This window comes from Microbacterium neimengense (assembly GCF_054782995.1).
Genome location: NZ_BAAGRK010000015.1, coordinates 782,479 through 799,286 on the forward strand (window position 1 = coordinate 782,479; position 16,808 = coordinate 799,286).

At 71.3% G+C, this 16,808-nt stretch carries 13 protein-coding genes and 1 pseudogene; 9 read left to right on the forward strand and 5 right to left on the reverse strand.

Features of this window, described 5'->3' with window-relative positions:
* Positions 1-14: 14 nt before the first annotated feature.
* The gene (locus ACYVJS_RS14395; protein ID WP_460740559.1) at positions 15-3,281 is read right to left on the reverse strand and encodes a UvrD-helicase domain-containing protein; all 3,267 of its coding nucleotides are present in this window, start codon (positions 3,279-3,281) and stop codon (positions 15-17) included.
* Positions 3,278-6,409 carry an ATP-dependent helicase gene (locus tag ACYVJS_RS14400; protein ID WP_460740560.1) on the reverse strand — a complete coding sequence of 1,044 codons (3,132 nt, stop codon included), beginning with the start codon at positions 6,407-6,409 and terminating at the stop codon, positions 3,278-3,280. Before ACYVJS_RS14400 ends, ACYVJS_RS14395 begins: the two co-directional genes overlap by 4 nt.
* 149 nt (positions 6,410-6,558) lie before the next feature.
* Between ACYVJS_RS14400 and ACYVJS_RS14405 the strand changes: the two genes are divergently transcribed.
* The 3 genes and pseudogenes from ACYVJS_RS14405 to ACYVJS_RS14415 form a co-directional block, all read left to right on the forward strand.
* Positions 6,559-6,783, forward strand: a complete 225-nt coding sequence (locus ACYVJS_RS14405) for a DUF3107 domain-containing protein (protein ID WP_460740561.1) — start codon at positions 6,559-6,561, stop codon at positions 6,781-6,783.
* Positions 6,784-6,786: 3 nt separating this feature from the next.
* Positions 6,787-7,077 carry a GlsB/YeaQ/YmgE family stress response membrane protein gene (locus tag ACYVJS_RS14410; RefSeq protein WP_460740562.1) on the forward strand — a complete coding sequence of 97 codons (291 nt, stop codon included), beginning with the start codon at positions 6,787-6,789 and terminating at the stop codon, positions 7,075-7,077.
* Between the two features lie 13 nt (positions 7,078-7,090).
* Positions 7,091-7,294: pseudogene (locus tag ACYVJS_RS14415) on the forward strand (RidA family protein); the annotation flags it as partial.
* An 18-nt stretch (positions 7,295-7,312) separates the two neighbouring features.
* Here the strand turns inward: ACYVJS_RS14415 and ACYVJS_RS14420 are convergent.
* Positions 7,313-8,029, reverse strand: coding sequence for a ferritin-like fold-containing protein (locus tag ACYVJS_RS14420; protein ID WP_460740563.1), 717 nt, complete (start codon positions 8,027-8,029; stop codon positions 7,313-7,315).
* A 175-nt stretch (positions 8,030-8,204) separates the two neighbouring features.
* Between ACYVJS_RS14420 and ACYVJS_RS14425 the strand changes: the two genes are divergently transcribed.
* Entirely contained in the window at positions 8,205-9,653 is a 1,449-nt protein-coding gene (locus tag ACYVJS_RS14425; protein ID WP_460740564.1) for a DEAD/DEAH box helicase, read from the forward strand.
* Positions 9,654-9,677: 24 nt separating this feature from the next.
* Here ACYVJS_RS14425 and ACYVJS_RS14430 read toward each other — a convergent pair whose 3' ends face one another.
* Positions 9,678-10,547, reverse strand: a complete 870-nt coding sequence (locus tag ACYVJS_RS14430) for a PHP domain-containing protein (protein WP_460740565.1) — start codon at positions 10,545-10,547, stop codon at positions 9,678-9,680.
* A 77-nt stretch (positions 10,548-10,624) separates the two neighbouring features.
* On the opposite strand from ACYVJS_RS14430, the gene ACYVJS_RS14435 reads away from it, so the two are divergent.
* Entirely contained in the window at positions 10,625-11,635 is a 1,011-nt protein-coding gene (locus ACYVJS_RS14435) for an endonuclease/exonuclease/phosphatase family protein (RefSeq protein ID WP_460740566.1), read from the forward strand.
* A 33-nt stretch (positions 11,636-11,668) separates the two neighbouring features.
* Entirely contained in the window at positions 11,669-13,078 is a 1,410-nt protein-coding gene (locus tag ACYVJS_RS14440) for an aminopeptidase P family protein (RefSeq protein WP_460740567.1), read from the forward strand.
* Between the two features lie 30 nt (positions 13,079-13,108).
* On the opposite strand, the gene ACYVJS_RS14445 is transcribed toward ACYVJS_RS14440, so the two are convergent.
* Positions 13,109-13,738: a YflT domain-containing protein gene (locus ACYVJS_RS14445; RefSeq protein ID WP_460740568.1), complete on the reverse strand. Its 630-nt coding sequence runs from the start codon at positions 13,736-13,738 to the stop codon at positions 13,109-13,111.
* A 70-nt stretch (positions 13,739-13,808) separates the two neighbouring features.
* Here ACYVJS_RS14445 and ACYVJS_RS14450 point away from each other — a divergent pair, with 70 nt between their 5' ends.
* The 3 genes from ACYVJS_RS14450 to ACYVJS_RS14460 are packed head-to-tail and all read left to right on the forward strand — an operon-like array spanning position 13,809 to position 16,799.
* Complete coding sequence (locus ACYVJS_RS14450; protein ID WP_243227508.1) at positions 13,809-15,059, forward strand: magnesium transporter MgtE N-terminal domain-containing protein; 1,251 nt, start codon at positions 13,809-13,811, stop codon at positions 15,057-15,059.
* Positions 15,059-15,658: a DUF1003 domain-containing protein gene (locus ACYVJS_RS14455; RefSeq protein ID WP_460740569.1), complete on the forward strand. Its 600-nt coding sequence runs from the start codon at positions 15,059-15,061 to the stop codon at positions 15,656-15,658. Before ACYVJS_RS14450 ends, ACYVJS_RS14455 begins: the two co-directional genes overlap by 1 nt.
* A complete protein-coding gene (locus ACYVJS_RS14460) occupies positions 15,648-16,799 on the forward strand; it encodes an Mrp/NBP35 family ATP-binding protein (RefSeq protein ID WP_460740570.1) in 1,152 nt (383 codons plus the stop codon). The genes ACYVJS_RS14455 and ACYVJS_RS14460 overlap by 11 nt, the downstream gene beginning before the upstream one ends.
* The last annotated feature ends 9 nt before the right edge of the window (positions 16,800-16,808 follow it).

Consider the following 16,808-nt stretch of genomic DNA (forward strand, 5'->3'; position numbering starts at 1 on the left):
ACGCGAACGTCGGCTCAGTCGCGGATGACGAGATCGTCGGCGACGTAATAGAGCGCCACGTCGATCTGCTCGATCGGGACGCCGTGCCGGGCGTGATAGGCCTGACGATACAACTCGAGCTGCACCAGACGCTCGCGTCGCTCGGACTCCGACCGCGGGGCACGACCGGTCTTCCAGTCGACGATCTCGATGCGATCGCCCCGGCGGTAGACCGCGTCCAGCTTGCACACCACGACGTGGGGGCGGTCGTCGATGCCGATGTAGCGGAAGTCGATCTCCGTCTCGACCTCGATCGGCTGGAGAGCCGCCCACTCGCTCGCCTCGAAGATCTCGACGAGACGCTCGAAGTCCGCGTCGTCCCCGCTCTGCTCGGCATCGGACATCCAGAGCGGGTCGTCGAGCGAGGCGGAGGCGCTCACTCCGGAACGACGCTCCACCCAGGCATGGAACCGCGTGCCGAGCGAGGTCTGTCGATAGGGCCGCTCCGGCATCGGGCGCTCGAGGGCTGCGACAGCGGCGTCGTAATCCGTGACGAAGTCCTTGTACGCGGAGGCCGGAATGCGCACCGGCGCGCCCGAACGGGCGGACCGTTGGCGTTCGGTGCGCTCGGCCAGCAGGAGCGCGAGCTCGTCGTCGGGCCCGCCGGGATCCTCGCGGGCTGTCTCCACCGCCGCCGCGGCGGCCGCCACTCGCGCTCGGCGAGACCCCAGCGCGTCCAGTGGCCAGTGCATCGTGCGCGCCGCATCCGCCAGCGGGTTCTCCCCTGGGTCGCTGCGGGGATCGTCCTGACCGAGCGCCTGCGCGATCTCGACCGTGAACCGGCTCAGCTCCCGCGGCCTCGTCGTGCCGGCCCACGGCGATCCGCTCAGCAGCAGATGGTCGCGGGCACGCGTGACCGCCACATACGCGAGACGCCGATCCTCCTCGAGTGCGCGCTCGCGGTGGGCCCCGACGAACGCGGTGCGGCGATCGCGCAGCTGCTGCTGACTCTCGGCACCCTGCCATGAGTACACGGGGAGCCAGGCGGAGTCCCCCCGGAAGGCGTAGGGCAGAACCCCCGCGCCGAGCCAGCCCCTGGTCTCCTTCGGCGTGGAGGGCAGTTCGCCCTCCACGAGCCGGACGACCGCGACCGCATCCCACTCCAGCCCCTTCGAACCGTGGATCGTCAGCAGCTGAACCACGTCGGACTCCGGCGGATCGGTCCGGGGGGCCAGGTCGTCGCTGCGCTCGGCGTGCTCGAGCCAGGCCAGCAGACTCGTCAGAGAACCGTGCTCGTCGGCCGCGAGGAACGCATTGACCTCGTCGACGAACGCGCGCACCTGGGCGGCGGCCGTCCGCGCCGGTCCGCGGCTCTCGTTGGCGGCGAGCTCGACGTCCAGCCGCAACTCCACCTCGATCGCCCGCACCAGCTCCGTCAGGGGCAGGGTCGCCGCGACCTGCCGGAGACCGGCGAACACCGCCGCCGCCTCTCGCAGTCGGTCACGGGCGGCCGGAGTGAACATCTGGAACCAGGCGTGGTCCGGGCGGAGCCTCGTGAACAGATCAAGGGCGTCGATGAGCGATCCGGCCTCGGTGCGTGCGCTCTGACGCAGCCGCGCCAGCAGGTCCGGCTCGCCCTCGCCGGCGGCCTGCGCACGCACCTGCCGTCGGGCGAGATCGTTCAGTGCCGACAGGTCCGCCAACCCGATCGCCCATCGCGGACCGCTCAGCAGACGGATGAGGGCGGAGCCCTGCCTCGGATCGCTGACGACGCGCAACGCGCTGACGATGTCGACGATCTCGGGCGTGCTCAGCAGTCCGCCGAGACCGAGAACGCGATGCGGGATGCCGTGGCGTGCCAGCGCCTCGGCGAATCGCGGCATGTGCTTCTTGGCCCGGAAGAGCACGGCTCCGCTCGTCGAGCGTCCCTGGGCTCCGCGCTCGCGGATGACCTGTGCGAACCAGCGTGCGACCGCATCCGCCTCGCGCTCCAGGTCGGGTTCGGTCACGATCTCGACCCGCCCGTCGTCGGACCCGGGCCTCGCGCGCAAGGTACCCACGGCGACCGCACTGCGTTCGGCGAGCGGCGCCAGCACGGCGGCGGCCGCGTTCAGCACGGCCGGAGCGTTGCGCCAGCTCGTGAGCAGGTCGAAGCGGGCGCACGTGCCGTGCGCCGAGAACGCCGCCCCGAAACCCGCCAGGTTGCCGGCGCTCGCCCCGCGCCACCCGTAGATCGCCTGGTGGGGGTCTCCCACTGCCATGACCGCCGAGTCTGCGAACAGCGTCGACAGCAGCAGGCTCTGCACCACGGAGGTGTCCTGGTACTCGTCCAGCAGCACGACGCGGTACTGCTCACGCAGTTCGTCGACCAGCCTCTGGTCGCCGCGCACGATCTCGTAGGCGCCGGCGACCTGGTCGGCGAAATCGATCACTCCGGTCCGCCGCTTGCTTTGGTCGTACTCGCGGGCGAGGCGCGCGTAGAGCGGGAGCTTCCCGACCGCGGCGACGTCGTCCAGCACGTCCTTGTAGACGGTGGTTCGCGCATTCTCCGACGGGATGTCCGCGACGCGCGCGAAGTGCTGCGGGAACCGCTCGAGGTCGTCGAGATCGACGAGGTTGTCGACGGCGTCGCGCGCGATGCGCAGCGCACGATCGACGAGGGTCCGCAGCGACTCCTCCGCCGTCTCGAGCTCGGGGTCGTCGGAGGCCAGCACGGTCCGACGCATCAGCAGCCACGCGGCGGACTCCGACAGCACGACGGCCTCCGCATCGCGTCCGATACGTGCGGCATGTTCGCGGACGATGCCGTCGGCGAAACTGTTGTACGTCGAGACCGTGGGACGGTCGAGCAGATCGTCGGCGTCGGCGGCGGTCGCGGCGGAGGCCATCCGCTGCTCGGCGAGGCGGTCCAACAGCCTGCGCCGATCATCGTCGGAGCCGCCCGATCGCTCGATCTCGCCGAATCCCGCGAGCTCGCCGCGGCGGTGGAGATCCTCGAGACCGCCGAGCAGGCCGCGCCGCTCGAACTCCGCGAGACGCGCCAGCCGGCGCTGGATACGCTCGGCCAACTCTCCCGCCGCCTTGCGCGTGAAGGTGAGCCCCAGGATCTGGTCGCGGCGGACGAGACCGTTCGCGACAAGCCACACGACGCGTCCCGCCATCGTCTCGGTCTTGCCGCTGCCGGCTCCCGCGACCACGAGAGCCGGTTCGAGATCGGACTCGATGACGGCGGCCTGTTCGTCGGTGGGCGGGAACTGCCCGAGCGCGGCGGCGATCGCCGCCGCACTGATCAATCCGGTCACGGCGCGCTCACCGGCGCGACCGTGTGGATGCGACACACGCCGTGCGAGAAGTCATCACGGCAGTGCGTCTCATAGTGCGCCTCGAAGGAGCGCGCGCTCATCACCGTCGCGGCGGCGTTCAGCCGGCCGAGGAAGGCGGCGCGGGACGCATCGTCGAGGGGCGGCTGTGTGGGCGTCGCGAAGATCGACCGGGAGGACGTGGGCTGCAGGACCAGGAGCTTCGCTCCCGCACCGTCACGCCCTTGCGCGTCGGGCACCATGCCCGCATCCACCGCGATCTGGTAGGCCGCCAGCTGCGCATTGTCGGCCACCTTCTCATCCGTGCTCGCCACGGAGCGCCCGGTCTTGAGGTCCACGATCTCCACGCGTCCGTCGGGAAGGAGCTCGACGCGATCGATGGTTCCCGACAACACCATCGGCTGCGCGTCGTCGCCTGCCGGGTGCGGCAGGGGCACCTCGAACCGCGACTCCGCTCCGAGGAGCGTCCCGCCGCGGGCCTCGAAGTCCCGGAGGTAGGCCGACAGGCGCCGTACGAGGTCGCGCGCACGGTCGCGTTCGACGCGCTCCCGCCAGGGCGCGTCGAACTCGAGTTCGTCCCAACGTGCCTCGACCGCCCGCCAGAGCGAATCCTCGTCGGGTCCCGCCGTCTCCATCGCGTGGTGCAGGAGCGTCCCGAGGCCGGCCGTCGTCTCGGTGCGGGCGCCGCCGAGATCCGCGATGACCCAGTCGAGTTGACACGTTTCCAGCGCCTCGAGCCGAGAGGGCGAGAGTCGCACGGACGTCTCGGAGGCGTCGTGCAGCGGCGCCTGGGAGGTCGCAGGAGCCATGCCGTACCACTGCGCGGGCGCAGCGCCGGCGACGCGGGCGTCGGCCAGCAGGACGAGTTGCCGGGCGGCGTGCGAGCGCGCCGCCGGAGCGGTCGCCGTGGTGAGCGTGCGTCGGTGGGCGGCGACGAGCCCGCGCAGTGACAGCGGATGACGGGTAGGCGCCGGTCGGGCGTCGGGCAGCAGCTCCAGGAGAGGGCTCGGCACCGACGCGTCGTCCGAGACCGCGGTCACCACCACGCGACTCCGGGCGCGAGACAGCGCCCGGGCGAACAGACGCAACTCGTCGTGCAGCACCTCTCGGCGCCGATCACGGGTGCTCGCGGCCGCCGCGCCCATGCGCGCCTCCCCGAGCCGCCACGCCTGCAGCAGGGTGCCGCGCAGACGCGTGTTGGGCCAGACGCCCTCCTGCATACCGGCGATCACCACCGTGTCGAACTCGGTGCCCAGCGCTGCCGCGGGGGTGAGCACCTGCACTCGCTCCCGGCGGCTCGGCGGGGCGAAGAGGTCCTCCGCCACGTCGCTGTCGAGAACACCCCGCACGAACACCATCGGGTCGCGCGGACCACCCTCCTCGGCGCGCTCGCCGAACCGCTTGGCCGCGTGGAACAGCGCCACGACCGCATCCAGATCACGGTCGGCCTGCTCGGCGAGCGGACCCGATCCGCGGGCGAGTGTCGACCAGGCGGCCTCGAGCCCGCTGCGCGACCACGCGGTCCACAGCAGCTCGTGCGCGGTGGCACCGCGGCGGAGCTCTTCTCGCAGCCGAGCGATCGTCCCGGCGATCGTCGCGGCACGCGATCCTTCGCGCGTGCCGAGCGCTTCCAGGCGCGCGGGCTCGTGGAGCGCCTCGCCGAGCAGCTGCGCGGCGGGTCTCGCGCCCGCAACCAACACCTCGGCACGGCGCAGCGCCGCACGGAGCCTGCGGAGGTCCACGGGGTCGAAGCCCGCGGCCAGCAGTGTCTCTGCCGGATCGACGTCCTCCGCCGCCGCACGAACAACCGTGAGCAAGCGCCTCACACTCCCCCGTGTCCCCAACGGCTCGACGAGACCCGGCGCGCGGGCAGGCACCTCTCGCGCGCCGAGCTCCGCCTCCAGGGCGGCGACCTGCCGCGAATCGTGCGCGATCACAGCGCAGTCCGCCCACGCCACCCCGTCACGCAGGTGCCGTTCGCGCAGCACTCGCGCGATGAGATCGTGCTCCTCCGGAGCGGAGCGTGCGAGATAGACGCGCAGGCTGTCGCCCGCGGGCGCGCCCTCAGGCGCCCGCCGGTGGGCGACGACCCCCGCGGCGCCGATCCTGCTCGTGACCCGGCGCACGGCATCCGTCTGCAGCGCGGTTCCGCGATGCGCCCGCTCGAGCACCGCCGTGTGTCCGAGGGATGCGGCCAGACGCGAGAAGTGCTCGGGACGCGCACCGCGGAAAGCGCCCGAGCCGATGTCGGGATCGCCGAAGGCCGTCACCGCGATTCCGCGCTCGCGTAGTGCCTCCAGAAGGGCGACAGCCCCCGGAGTGAGCTCCTGCGCGTCGTCGACCAGCACGGCCCGCAGGCGCCGCACGACCGCGAGCGCCGGGTCTGCCGCATCGAGCCGACCGAGCAGTGCCACGGCCTCGGCGACCAGCCCCGCCGCGTCACGGTGCGAGGAGCGCAGACGACCGCGAGCATCGTCGTACTCGACGAGGAACGAGCTGAGCGCAGCCCAGACCGGTATGCCCTCGGATGCGGACAACGCGGCAAGCTCCGCCGCGTCGACGCCCCATGTCGTGCACTCGGCGAGGAAGGCCCGCAGCTCGCTGCGAAAGGCACGCGACGAACGCACCGCGGCGCCGAACCCCTCCGGCCAGCGCGATGCGACGCCGTCCTGCTCGTCGAGCTCGTCGCCGCGCAGCAGGTCGTGCACGATCTGATCGTCGTCCGCTCCCGTCAGAAGACGCGGAGCCGGTCGCTGGCGGAGCACCTCGTGCGCGCGCACGATCTCGAACGCGAGAGACGCGACGGACCGCGCGGGCGCGCCCGATCGGGCTCCTGTCATCGCCAGCGAGAGACGGTCGCGCAGCGCGGTCGCGCTCTGGCGCGTCGAGGTGAGCACCAGCACCTCGTCCGGGTCGAACCCCCGAGCCGTGAGCTGCGCCACGCGAGCGATCAGCAGGGTGGTCTTGCCCGACCCCGGCGCTCCGACGACCACCAGCGACTGGTCCGGGTCCGCATCCAGCACCGCTCGCTGCGAGGCGTCCCATTCGGGCGCCTCGAACACCGGCTCGGCGTCGGCCGCGGCGCTCGCGGCGGCAGAGAGAAGAGGCATCGGCAAAACGCTAACGCGCCCCGGCGACACCGGCCCGAAGCGACGCGTTCGCCCACAGCGTGCACCGGCACCGGCCCCGCCGGGCGTCGGCATTCTGCGGTGCCGTAGAGTCGGAACGTCCCCGAAGACAGACGAGAGAGGCGACATCCGTGGAGATCCGCATCGGCATCGCGAACACCGGCCGCGAGCTCAACTTCGAGACCGACCAGGCCGCCGACGACGTGAAGAAGTCGCTCGCCGACGCGCTCGGCTCGGGCGCTCCGTTCGTGTCGTTCGCCGACACCAAGGGCAACTCCTACATCGTCCCCTCCGCGAGCCTGGCGTACGTCGAACTGGGTACCGAAGAGGCCCGTCGGGTCGGCTTCTTCGCCTGAGCGATGGAGATCCTGCTTGCGCTGATCTACGGCGCAGCCGTGGGCACCGCGGCGCACTTCACCGTCCGCGGCCGTGACCTGCGCGGCGTCGCGCTCGCGCCGTTGACGGGCGCCGTCGTCAGCGGCGCCGCATGGCTCGCCCTGACGTGGGCCGGCGTCACCACGGCCGAGCCGTGGCTGTGGCTGGCTTCGCTGGTCGCGGCGCCGGTAGTGGTCGTGCCGCTTCTCGTGGTGCTGGCTCGCGTCCGCTCCGCGCACGACGCCCGCGAGCGTCTGCGCCTGCACATCGGCTGAGCCGGTGAGCGCGTCCGCCGGCGCCGGACTGCACGACGTCATCAGCACCCGGGTACTGGTCGCCTCGGCACGCCAGCGCGACCTCGTCGCGGCGTGGGAGGTCGTCCGGGACGCGTTTGGGGACCACGATGCGCCGAGCACCCTGATGGGCGTGACGGTGCTCGGCTACGACGACCAGCTCGTCGAGATCGAGGCGATCGCCGCCGTCGCCGACTGAGACCGGCCGCGTCACCGCTCAGGACGACAGGCCGAGCGACTCCATCCGACGCGCGTGCGCCGCCATCAGCTCGGTGAACACCGGCTCGACCGTCTCTTGGATCGCCGTCGTGTTCTCGGTGCCCTTCAGTGCTGCGCGCGCGATCAGCAGAGTATCGCCGACGAGACGACGTCCCCACAGCGCGAGCAGCGACGGCCACTCCTCGCTCTCGCCGAGGGTCTCGAGCAGGATGTCGACGAGCGCGCTGCGGGCATCGTCCGCCTCCAGCGCGCGGGCGACCCGCAGCCCCGTCTCGCCGTAGCTCGCCGAGAGGGCGAGGTAGAAGTCGTCGAGCATGCCCGCGGTCAGATGCACCGAGAGCATCGTCTCCGGCCAGCGCACGCCGTGCACCTCGGCGCGGAACGCGTCGAGCGGCTCGCGGAAGGGCAGCATGAGGGCGGTCGGATCCTCGTCACGATCACGGATGACGGCGACGAGCTCCTCGTGCTTGCGCAGCGCCGCTCCCGCAGCACGCGAGATCGCCTCCTTGCGAGCGAGTTCGGGGGTCAACGCGATGAGTTCGGTGAGGGTCTCGAAGAAGCCGAGCTGGAGATAGGCGGCCTGCCCGAGGAAGGTGTCGGTGTCGGGGGCGAGTTCGGCGAAGTCGACGCGCGTGATGCCGTCGTACTCCCCTCGCGAGCGCAGGCGCAGCGTGCGACCCGCGGGCCTCGAACGACGTCGGAACCATTCCCACACACGACCAGCCTAGAAGGTTCCTCGCCCGCGCGCCGGAGCGCCAGGCCGAGCCCAGGGCGCGCTCCGGTATCCTGTTGGGGTCCCGGCATCGGATCGGGACCTACGCGCCTGGGGCTGACAAGGGCGCGGACATCCGGCGGCGCCTTCCGCGCCCACAACCAGACAGGTGCATATTGTGACGACTTTCGCCGAGCTCGGCGTCGACCAGGACATCGTCGACGTTCTCGCCGCTCGCGGCATCGCCGACGCGTTCCCCATCCAGGAGCAGACCATTCCGCTCTCCCTGCCCGGGCAGGACATCATCGGCCAGGCCAAGACCGGCACCGGCAAGACCTTCGGCTTCGGCATCCCCGTCGTGCAGCGCCTCGGCGCCTCGCCGGAGCCCGGCGTGAAGGCTCTCATCGTGGTTCCCACCCGCGAACTCGCGGTGCAGGTCTACGAAGACATGGACCTGCTGACCTCCGGCCGCAGCACCAGCGTCGTCGCCATCTACGGCGGCAAGGCCTACGAGGGCCAGATCGACCAGCTGAAGGCAGGCGCACAGATCGTCGTCGGCACGCCGGGTCGACTCATCGACCTGGCGAACCAGCGCCTGCTCGATCTCTCCCACGCGACCGAGGTCGTCCTGGACGAGGCCGACAAGATGCTCGATCTCGGCTTCCTGCCCGACATCGACAAGATCTTCTCCAAGGTTCCCGCGGTGCGGCACACGCAGCTGTTCTCCGCGACGATGCCGGGGCCGATCGTCGCACTCGCGCGACGCTTCATGTCCAACCCCATCCACATCCGGGCCAACGACCCCGATGAGGGGCTGACGCAGGCGAACATCCGCCACTTGGTCTACCGCGCCCACAGCCTGGACAAGGACGAGATCATCGCCCGCATCCTGCAGGCAGAGGGTCGCGGCAAGACCGTCGTGTTCACGCGCACGAAGCGTGCGGCGCAGCGACTGGTGGACGAGCTCAACGACCGCGGCTTCAACGCCGGCGCGGTCCACGGCGACATGAGCCAGGAGTCGCGCGAGCGGTCCATGGCCGCCTTCAAGGCCGGCAAGAAGGACGTGCTGATCGCGACGGATGTGGCCGCACGCGGCATCGACGTCGACGACGTCACCCACGTGATCAACCACACCATCCCGGACGATGAGAAGACCTACCTGCACCGCGTCGGCCGCACCGGGCGCGCCGGCCGCACCGGCATCGCGGTGACCTTCGTGGACTGGGAGGACCTGCACAAGTGGGCCCTCATCAACCGCGCACTCGAGTTCGGACAGCCCGAGCCCGTCGAGACCTACTCGTCGAGCCCGCACCTGTTCGCCGACCTCGACATCCCCGAGGGCACGAAGGGACGCCTGCGCAAGGCTCCCGCCACGGCGACCATCACCACCGTGTCCGCTGACGCTCCCGCCGCAGACGGTGCGCCCCGCACGCGCCGTCGCCGGCGCACCGGCGCGAACTCCGGCGCGCCGGCCACCCCCGCCGCATCCGGCTCCGAGGCTCCCCGCACCGACGGCGGCGGCACCCACGACGGTGGCGGTGCCGAGCACCACGACGGAAAGCCTGCCGCACGGCGTCGCCGGCGTCGGCGCGGTCCCCGCCCCGACGCATCGGCCCCCTCGGCCTGAGACCTCGCGGCGCGCCGGTCCCCCTCAGGGGTGGATCGGCGCGCTGCCGCTTGCGCGGGCGATGATCCGTGCGAGCATCTCGGCCGAGGTGGTGTTCTCCCCCGGCCGGTTGGGTTTGCCCGCGCCGTGGTAGTCGCTGGAACCGGTGACGATGAGACCGTTCTCTTTCGCGACGCGGCGCAGCACCGCTTTGCCGTCGGAAGTGTTCTCGCGGTGCTCGATCTCGAAACCGCCCAGCCCGTGCGCGATGAGCTCGTCGATCACGGGCATCGGCAGCATCCGGTCGCGACCGTGCGGCGTCGGGTGCGCGATGATCGGCACACCGCCCGCGCCCACCACGAGGTCGACGGCGGTGAGCGGGTCGGGCGCGTAGTGCGGCTCGTAGTAGCCCGCACGCGGGTGCAGCACGCCGTCGAACGCCGCTCCGCGATCGGCGACGATGCCGCGCGCGACGAGTGCATCCGCGATGTGCGGGCGCCCCACGGTCGCGTCGGCGCCGGTCTGGGCGAGGACGTCCGCCCAGGTGAGGTCGTAGTCGCGCCCGAGGCTGGCCACGATCCGTTCCGCGCGGCCGATACGGTCGTCCCGGATGCGGGCGAGTTCCGCCGTCAGCGCCGTGTCGGTGGGGTCGAACAGGTACGCGAGGACGTGAACGCTGCGCCACCCGTGCCGTGCGCTCATCTCCATCCCCGGCAGGAACGTCATGCCCAGTCGCACGGCTTCGTCGGCCGCCTCGGCCCACCCCGCCGTCGTGTCGTGATCGGTGAGCGACACCGTGGCCAGCCCCGCCGCGCGCGCCTGGCGCATGACCTCGGCGGGCGACTCGGTACCGTCCGAGCGGGTGGAGTGCAGATGCAGGTCGGCGGGCGTCGTCACGCGGCCGTCTGCACTCATCCCCCGAGCGTACCGCGCACCCCGATGGGCCCCGCTGCGTGCGGCCGACGCTCAGGTCGACTGCCTAGGCTCGGAGGGTGTCACGTCTGCTGGGAATCCTGCTGAGCCTGCTCTGCGCGATCGCGGCGGCCGTGCTCACCTGGCCGGAGTTCTTCCGGCTCTCGCGGACCTTTCCGCTCACCCAGATCGTGTCGTTCCGTTCTCTCGTCGCGCTGGCGTTCGCGGCTCTCGCCGTCGTCGCGTTGCTCCTGTCGGTCGCTCGTCCGATGCGTCGTGTCGTGCTCCCCGTCGCTCTCGTCGCCGTGCTCGCCGTCGGCGCCAACGCGACGATCATCGTCTCGCGCGGCACGGGCACGACGGCTCTGCCCGCGAAGACCGAGAACAGCATCCGGGTCATGACCTGGAACACCGCCGGAGACGCCACCTCGCCCCAGACGATCGCGCAGACCGCCATCGCCATGGGCGCGGACATCGTGAGCCTGCCCGAGACCACGATCGAGACCGGCGCCGAAGTCGCGGTCGCGATGCGGGATCTCGGCAGCCCCATGTGGGCGCACCACACCGAGTACGGCACCGACGGGTGGGCGGCGGATTCGACGACGCTGCTCATCAGCCCGTCGCTCGGCACCTACTCGGTCATCGCCTCCTCGCAGGAGGGCACCAGCACGGTGCCCAGCGCCGTCGCGATGCCGACGGACGGCAACGGCCCCACGGTCGTCGCCGCCCACGCGGTCGCACCCCGCGAGGATCAGATGGAGCACTGGCGCCACGATCTGCAGTGGCTCGCCGACCAGTGCGCGGGCGGGGACGTCATCATGGCCGGCGACTTCAACGCGACCCTCGATCACATGGCGGGTCTCGGAACCGACGGCGGAACGCTCGGCGCCTGCCGGGATGCGGCATCGCAGACCGGTAACGGCTCTGTCGGCACCTGGCCCACCGACCTCCCCGCCCTCGCGGGCGCGCCGATCGACCACGTGCTGGCCACCCCGCAGTGGACGCCCACGGGTTCTGTCGTGCTGAGCGGGATGGACGATGCCGGCAGCGACCATCGGCCGCTCGTCGTGCAGTACGAGCGCACCGGCTGAGCAAGCCGCCGAGGAGGGTGGGAGACTGGAGCCATGTCGGAATCCACGGACACCACACCCGCGACCGCTGAAGAGTCGGTCGTCTCGAACCGCAAGCAGCCCTTCCCCCAGGGATTCCTGTCGACGATCTCGACCGGATGGGCCGAGCGCCCGGAGACGATCGCTCCGCCGCGCATCGAAGCGGCCTACGCCGCCGCACGCCGCGTCGCCCTCTCCGCGCTGTTCCCGGGCTCGCGCCTCGTGATCCCGGCCGGCGAGCTGAAGCAGCGCAGCAACGACACCGACTATCCGTTCCGCGCGCACTCCGCCTTCGCGCACCTGACCGGATGGGGCGCGGACAGCGAACCGGGTTCCGTGCTCGTCTTCGAGCCTCGAGGCGACGAGGGCCACGATGTCATGCTCTACTTCCGCGAGCGCGCCGACCGCACCACGAGCGAGTTCTACGCCGATGCGAGCGTGGGCGAGTTCTGGATCGGTCCGCGCCCGTCGCTGGCGCAGGTCGCCGCGGATCTCGCCATCGCAACGGCGCATCTCGACGCCTTCACGGCGAGCGACGTGGACCGCGTGGTCGACGAGGACGCCGAGCTCAGCCGCATCGTGTCGGAGCTGCGCCTGATCAAGGACGAGCATGAGATCGCCCAGTTGCAGCTGGCGGTGGACGTCACCGGCGCCGGCTTCGACGACATCGTCCGAGAGCTTCCCCGCATCGTCACGCATCCTCGTGGCGAACGCGTCGTGGAGGGCGTCTTCCACCAGCGGGCTCGCAGTGACGGCAACGGGGAGGGCTACGACACGATCGCCGCTTCCGGGGCCCACGCCTGCTACCTGCACTGGACCCGCAACGACGGGCGCGTTCTGCCGGGCGATCTCATCCTGATCGACGCCGGAGTCGAGGTGGACAGCCTCTACACCGCCGACATCACCCGCACGCTGCCGGTCAACGGGCGCTTCACCGAGGTGCAGCGCCGTGTGTACGAGACCGTGCGCGAAGCCGCCGACGTCGCATTCGCCGCCGCTCGTCCCGGCGTGAAGTTCCGTGAGATCCACGAGGCGGCCATGTCGGTCATCGCCGCCCGCGTCGCAGAGTGGGGCCTCATCCCGGTCACGGCGCAGGAGGCGCTGGACGCCGATCACGGCGGCCAGCACCGGCGATACATGGTGCACGGCACGAGCCACCACCTCGGCCTCGACGTGCACGACTGCGCACAGGCGCGGCGTGACATGTACTACGAGGGCGAGTTGGCACCGGGGATGGTCTTCACGATCGAGCCTGGCCTGTACTTCCAGGCCGACGACCTCACCGTCCCCGAGGAGCTGCGCGGCATCGGAGTGCGCATCGAGGACGACATCCTCATGACCGCCGAAGGTCCCGTCAACCTGTCCGCGGGCATCCCTCGCACCGCCGATGAGATCGAGGCGTGGATCGCTCGCCTGTCGAGCTGAGGTAGGCCGGTCGGGCCGGATGCGGCGCGCTCAGGCGCGATCGTCATCCTGGCCCGGCTGCGTCGCCCCCGGCGCGGCGGGCCGCTCGGCGGGCGGCGTCTGGGGCGACGGAGAAGCCGGCGTGATCCGCTCGCCGTAGCGCGGCGGAGTGTCGCTCGGCTGCGGCGCCGGAGCCGGACGGGCCATGGTCGGCGCGGTGCCGAGCGCGGTACGCGCCTTGTGCACGCTCGTGGGCGCGACCTTGACCTCGTAGTGGTCCGCGACGACCTGCATGACGGAGGCGTAGTCACGCCGACGGCGGACGATCGAGAACATCAGGATGTTCAGCAGCATCCCGATCGCGATGCCGACCAGTAGGACGCCCACGAACGCCTGGATCTGCACCGTGGGCGCGCCGAGCACGAAGATGAACGAGAAGAGCACGCCGAGCATGAGGCCGTTGATCGCTCCGGACCTGGCGGCGGTGGCATAGCCCAGTCGGCCCGTGATGCGTTCGATGGAGCGCAGGCCCGCGCCGACGATCGCGATCTCTTTGGCCGGCACCTCGGCGGCGATGAGAGCGGACACGGCCTTCTGCGCCCCCTCGTACTGCGTGAACGAGGCGACGGTCTCGCCCGTCTCGGCGGAGCCTTGCGAGAACGGTGCACCCTGGTTGCTCATCACCCCATCTTCCCACGCCGAGCCGGAGCGCTCCCGGCGTGCTCATCGAGCCCGGGGCTAGGCTGGACGCGTGAGCACACAGCGGGTTTTCGTCGCGCGTCTGGCCGGATGCGCGGTCTTCGATCCCGCCGGTGACCGCCTCGGCCGCGTGCGCGACGTCGTCGTGATCTACCGAGCCGACGACGCTCCCCGCGTGATCGGCCTCGTCATCGAGATCCCCGGACGACGCCACGTCTTCGTCTCGATCGGGAGGGTCACCTCGATCGAGACCGGCCAGGTGATCACGACCGGTCTCATCAACGTGCGCCGCTTCCAGCAGCGCGGCGGCGAGGTGCGGGTTCTGGCGGAACTCGTCGGGCGCAAGGTCTCGTTGCGCGACGGCTCCGGTCAGGCCGTCATCGAAGATGTCGCGATCGAACGCAACCGCCTCGGCGAATGGGACGTGTCGCAGCTCTTCCTGCGCAAGCCCAAGACGAGCCCCTCGCCCTTCGCGAAGGGCGCGACCACGTTCGCCTCCTGGCACGACGTCAACGACGGCCAGACCCGCGGCGAGGCGCAGTCCGCCGAACGGCTGGTTGCCAGCTACGCCGAACTCAAGGCCGCCGACCTCGCCAACACCCTGTTGGATCTTCCCGAGGACCGTCTCCTCGAGGTCGCGGAGGAGCTTCCCGACGACCGCCTCGCCGACGCCCTGGAGGAGATGCCGGAAGAGGAGCAGGTGCACATCCTCGAGGCCCTCGGCGACGAGCGCGCCGCCGACATCCTCGATGCGATGGAACCCGACGACGCCGCCGACGTGCTCGCCCAGCTGCCGGCCGAGCAGCGCGAGGAGTTGCTCGAGCTCATGGAGCCCGATGAGGCGGAGGACGTGCGCGCCCTCCTGCAGTACGGGCCCGACACCGCGGGCGGACTCATGACGCCCGAGCCGATCGTGCTGTCGGCCGACAACACGATCGCCGAGGCGCTCGCGCTCATCCGTCGCCACGAGACGCACCCGGCCCTCGCCGCCGCCGTGTTCGTGACGCTGCCTCCCTACGAGACGCCCACCGGCCGCCTGCTCGGCACGGTGCACTTCCAGCGGATGCTGCGCTATCCCCCGCACGAGCGGCTCGGCGCGCTGCTCGACGATTCGCTCGAGCCCGTGCCCGCCACCGCCTCCGCTGCCGTCGTCGCGCGCCTGCTGGCCACCTACAACCTCGTCTCGGTCCCCGTCGTCGACTCCGCACAGCGCCTCGTGGGCGCCGTCAGCGTCGACGACGTGCTCGATTACCTGCTTCCGGAGGACTGGCGCACGGGAGACTCGGAAGGACGGCCGCAATGATGGCTCGGTCCCCTCGCAAGGGGGCGCTGGACGCACCCCGCGGGCGGGGAGGGATGCTGTCTCGGTCCGCTCAGCCGTCGCGCGACCGCTTCGGCCGCTTCACGGAAGTGATCGCGCGCGGCATGGGAACACCGTGGTTCCTGGTGGGTCTGAGCGCGTTCTGCGCCGCCTGGCTGGCGTGGAACACGATTCTGCCGCCGGAGCTGCGCTTCGACTCGTCGGACAACGGCTTCACCGCTCTCACGCTCGTGCTCTCCCTGCAGGCCTCCTACGCCGCGCCGCTCATCCTGCTCGCGCAGAACCGTCAGGACGACCGAGACCGGGTGCAGATCGAGCAGGACCGTCAGCGCGCGGAGCGCAACCTCGCCGACACCGAGTACCTCGCCCGCGAGATCGTCGCGTTGCGCATGGCGCTGACCGATGTCTCGAGCGAGTCGGTGACGCGCGAAGTGCTCCGCGACGAGCTGCGCGCGCTGCTGGAGGACCTGCAGGCGCACGGCGCCGGTGAAGAGCCGGAGCAGGTCCGCGCCGAGCGCGAGGAGAAGCGCCGTCGGGCCGAACGCCGCGAGAAGGCGGAGCGCGAAGCCCGTGAACTCTGAGACCGACCGCGTCGCCCGAGTACGGGAAGCGGTCGGCGCCGTCACCGATCCCGAGCTGAGACGCAGCCTCGCCGACCTCGACATGCTGCGCGAGGTCAGCGAGAGCGCCGACGGCGGCGTGCGCGTCGCTGTGGCGCTCACGATCGTCGGCTGCCCCGCATCCGATCGCATCGAACGCGACGTTCGCCACGCCGCCGAGCGCATCGTCGGCGACGCCCCGGTCGAGGTCGTCCTGGGCGTCATGAGCCCCGAGGAGCGTGAGGCTCTCACGACCCGTCTGCGCGGCGGCCGCCGGCGAGGCAACCCCTTCACCCCTGAATCGCTGACTCGCGTGATCGCCGTGACGAGCGGCAAGGGGGGCGTCGGCAAGTCGACGCTCACCGCCAATCTCGCCGTCGCGCTGGCGGATCGCGGCAGGCGCGTGGGCGTCGTGGATGCGGACGTGCACGGCTTCTCGATCCCGGCGCTGCTCGGACTCGTGGACGCCGACGGCGCAAGCGCGCGGCCCACCAGGATCGACGATCTCATCGTCCCCCCGGTCGCCTTCGACGTGAAGGTCGTTTCCATCGGCATGTTCCTGCCCGAGGGCGCCGCCCGGAGCGCCGTCGCGTGGCGGGGGCCGATGCTCCACCGCACGATCCAGCAGTTCCTCACCGAGGTGTACTTCGGCGACCTCGATGTGCTGCTCATCGACATGCCGCCGGGCACCGGCGATATCGCCATCTCGATCGGGCAGTTACTCCCGCACGCCGACGTCCTCGTCGTGACCACTCCGCAGGCGGCGGCGTCCGAAGTGGCCGCACGAAGCGGGCTGGTCGCGCGGCAGACGGGTCAGAGCGTTCTGGGGGTCGTCGAGAACATGACCGCCATGACCCTCCCCGACGGCACGACGTTCGACCTGTTCGGGTCGGGCGGCGGTGACCGCATCGCGCGGGAACTGAGCACGGACGCCGAGACGGTCGAGGTGATCGCGCGTGTTCCGCTGAGCCGCGCACTGCGCAGCGGCGGGGATGCGGGCGAGCCGGTCGTGCGCCGCGCTCCGGACGACGCCGCCTCGGTCGCCATCCAGCAGGTCGCCGACCGCATCCTACGATCCGGAAGGCCGCTCTCCGGCAGGCCGCTGCCCGTCACCCCGAGCTGACCGCCGTGG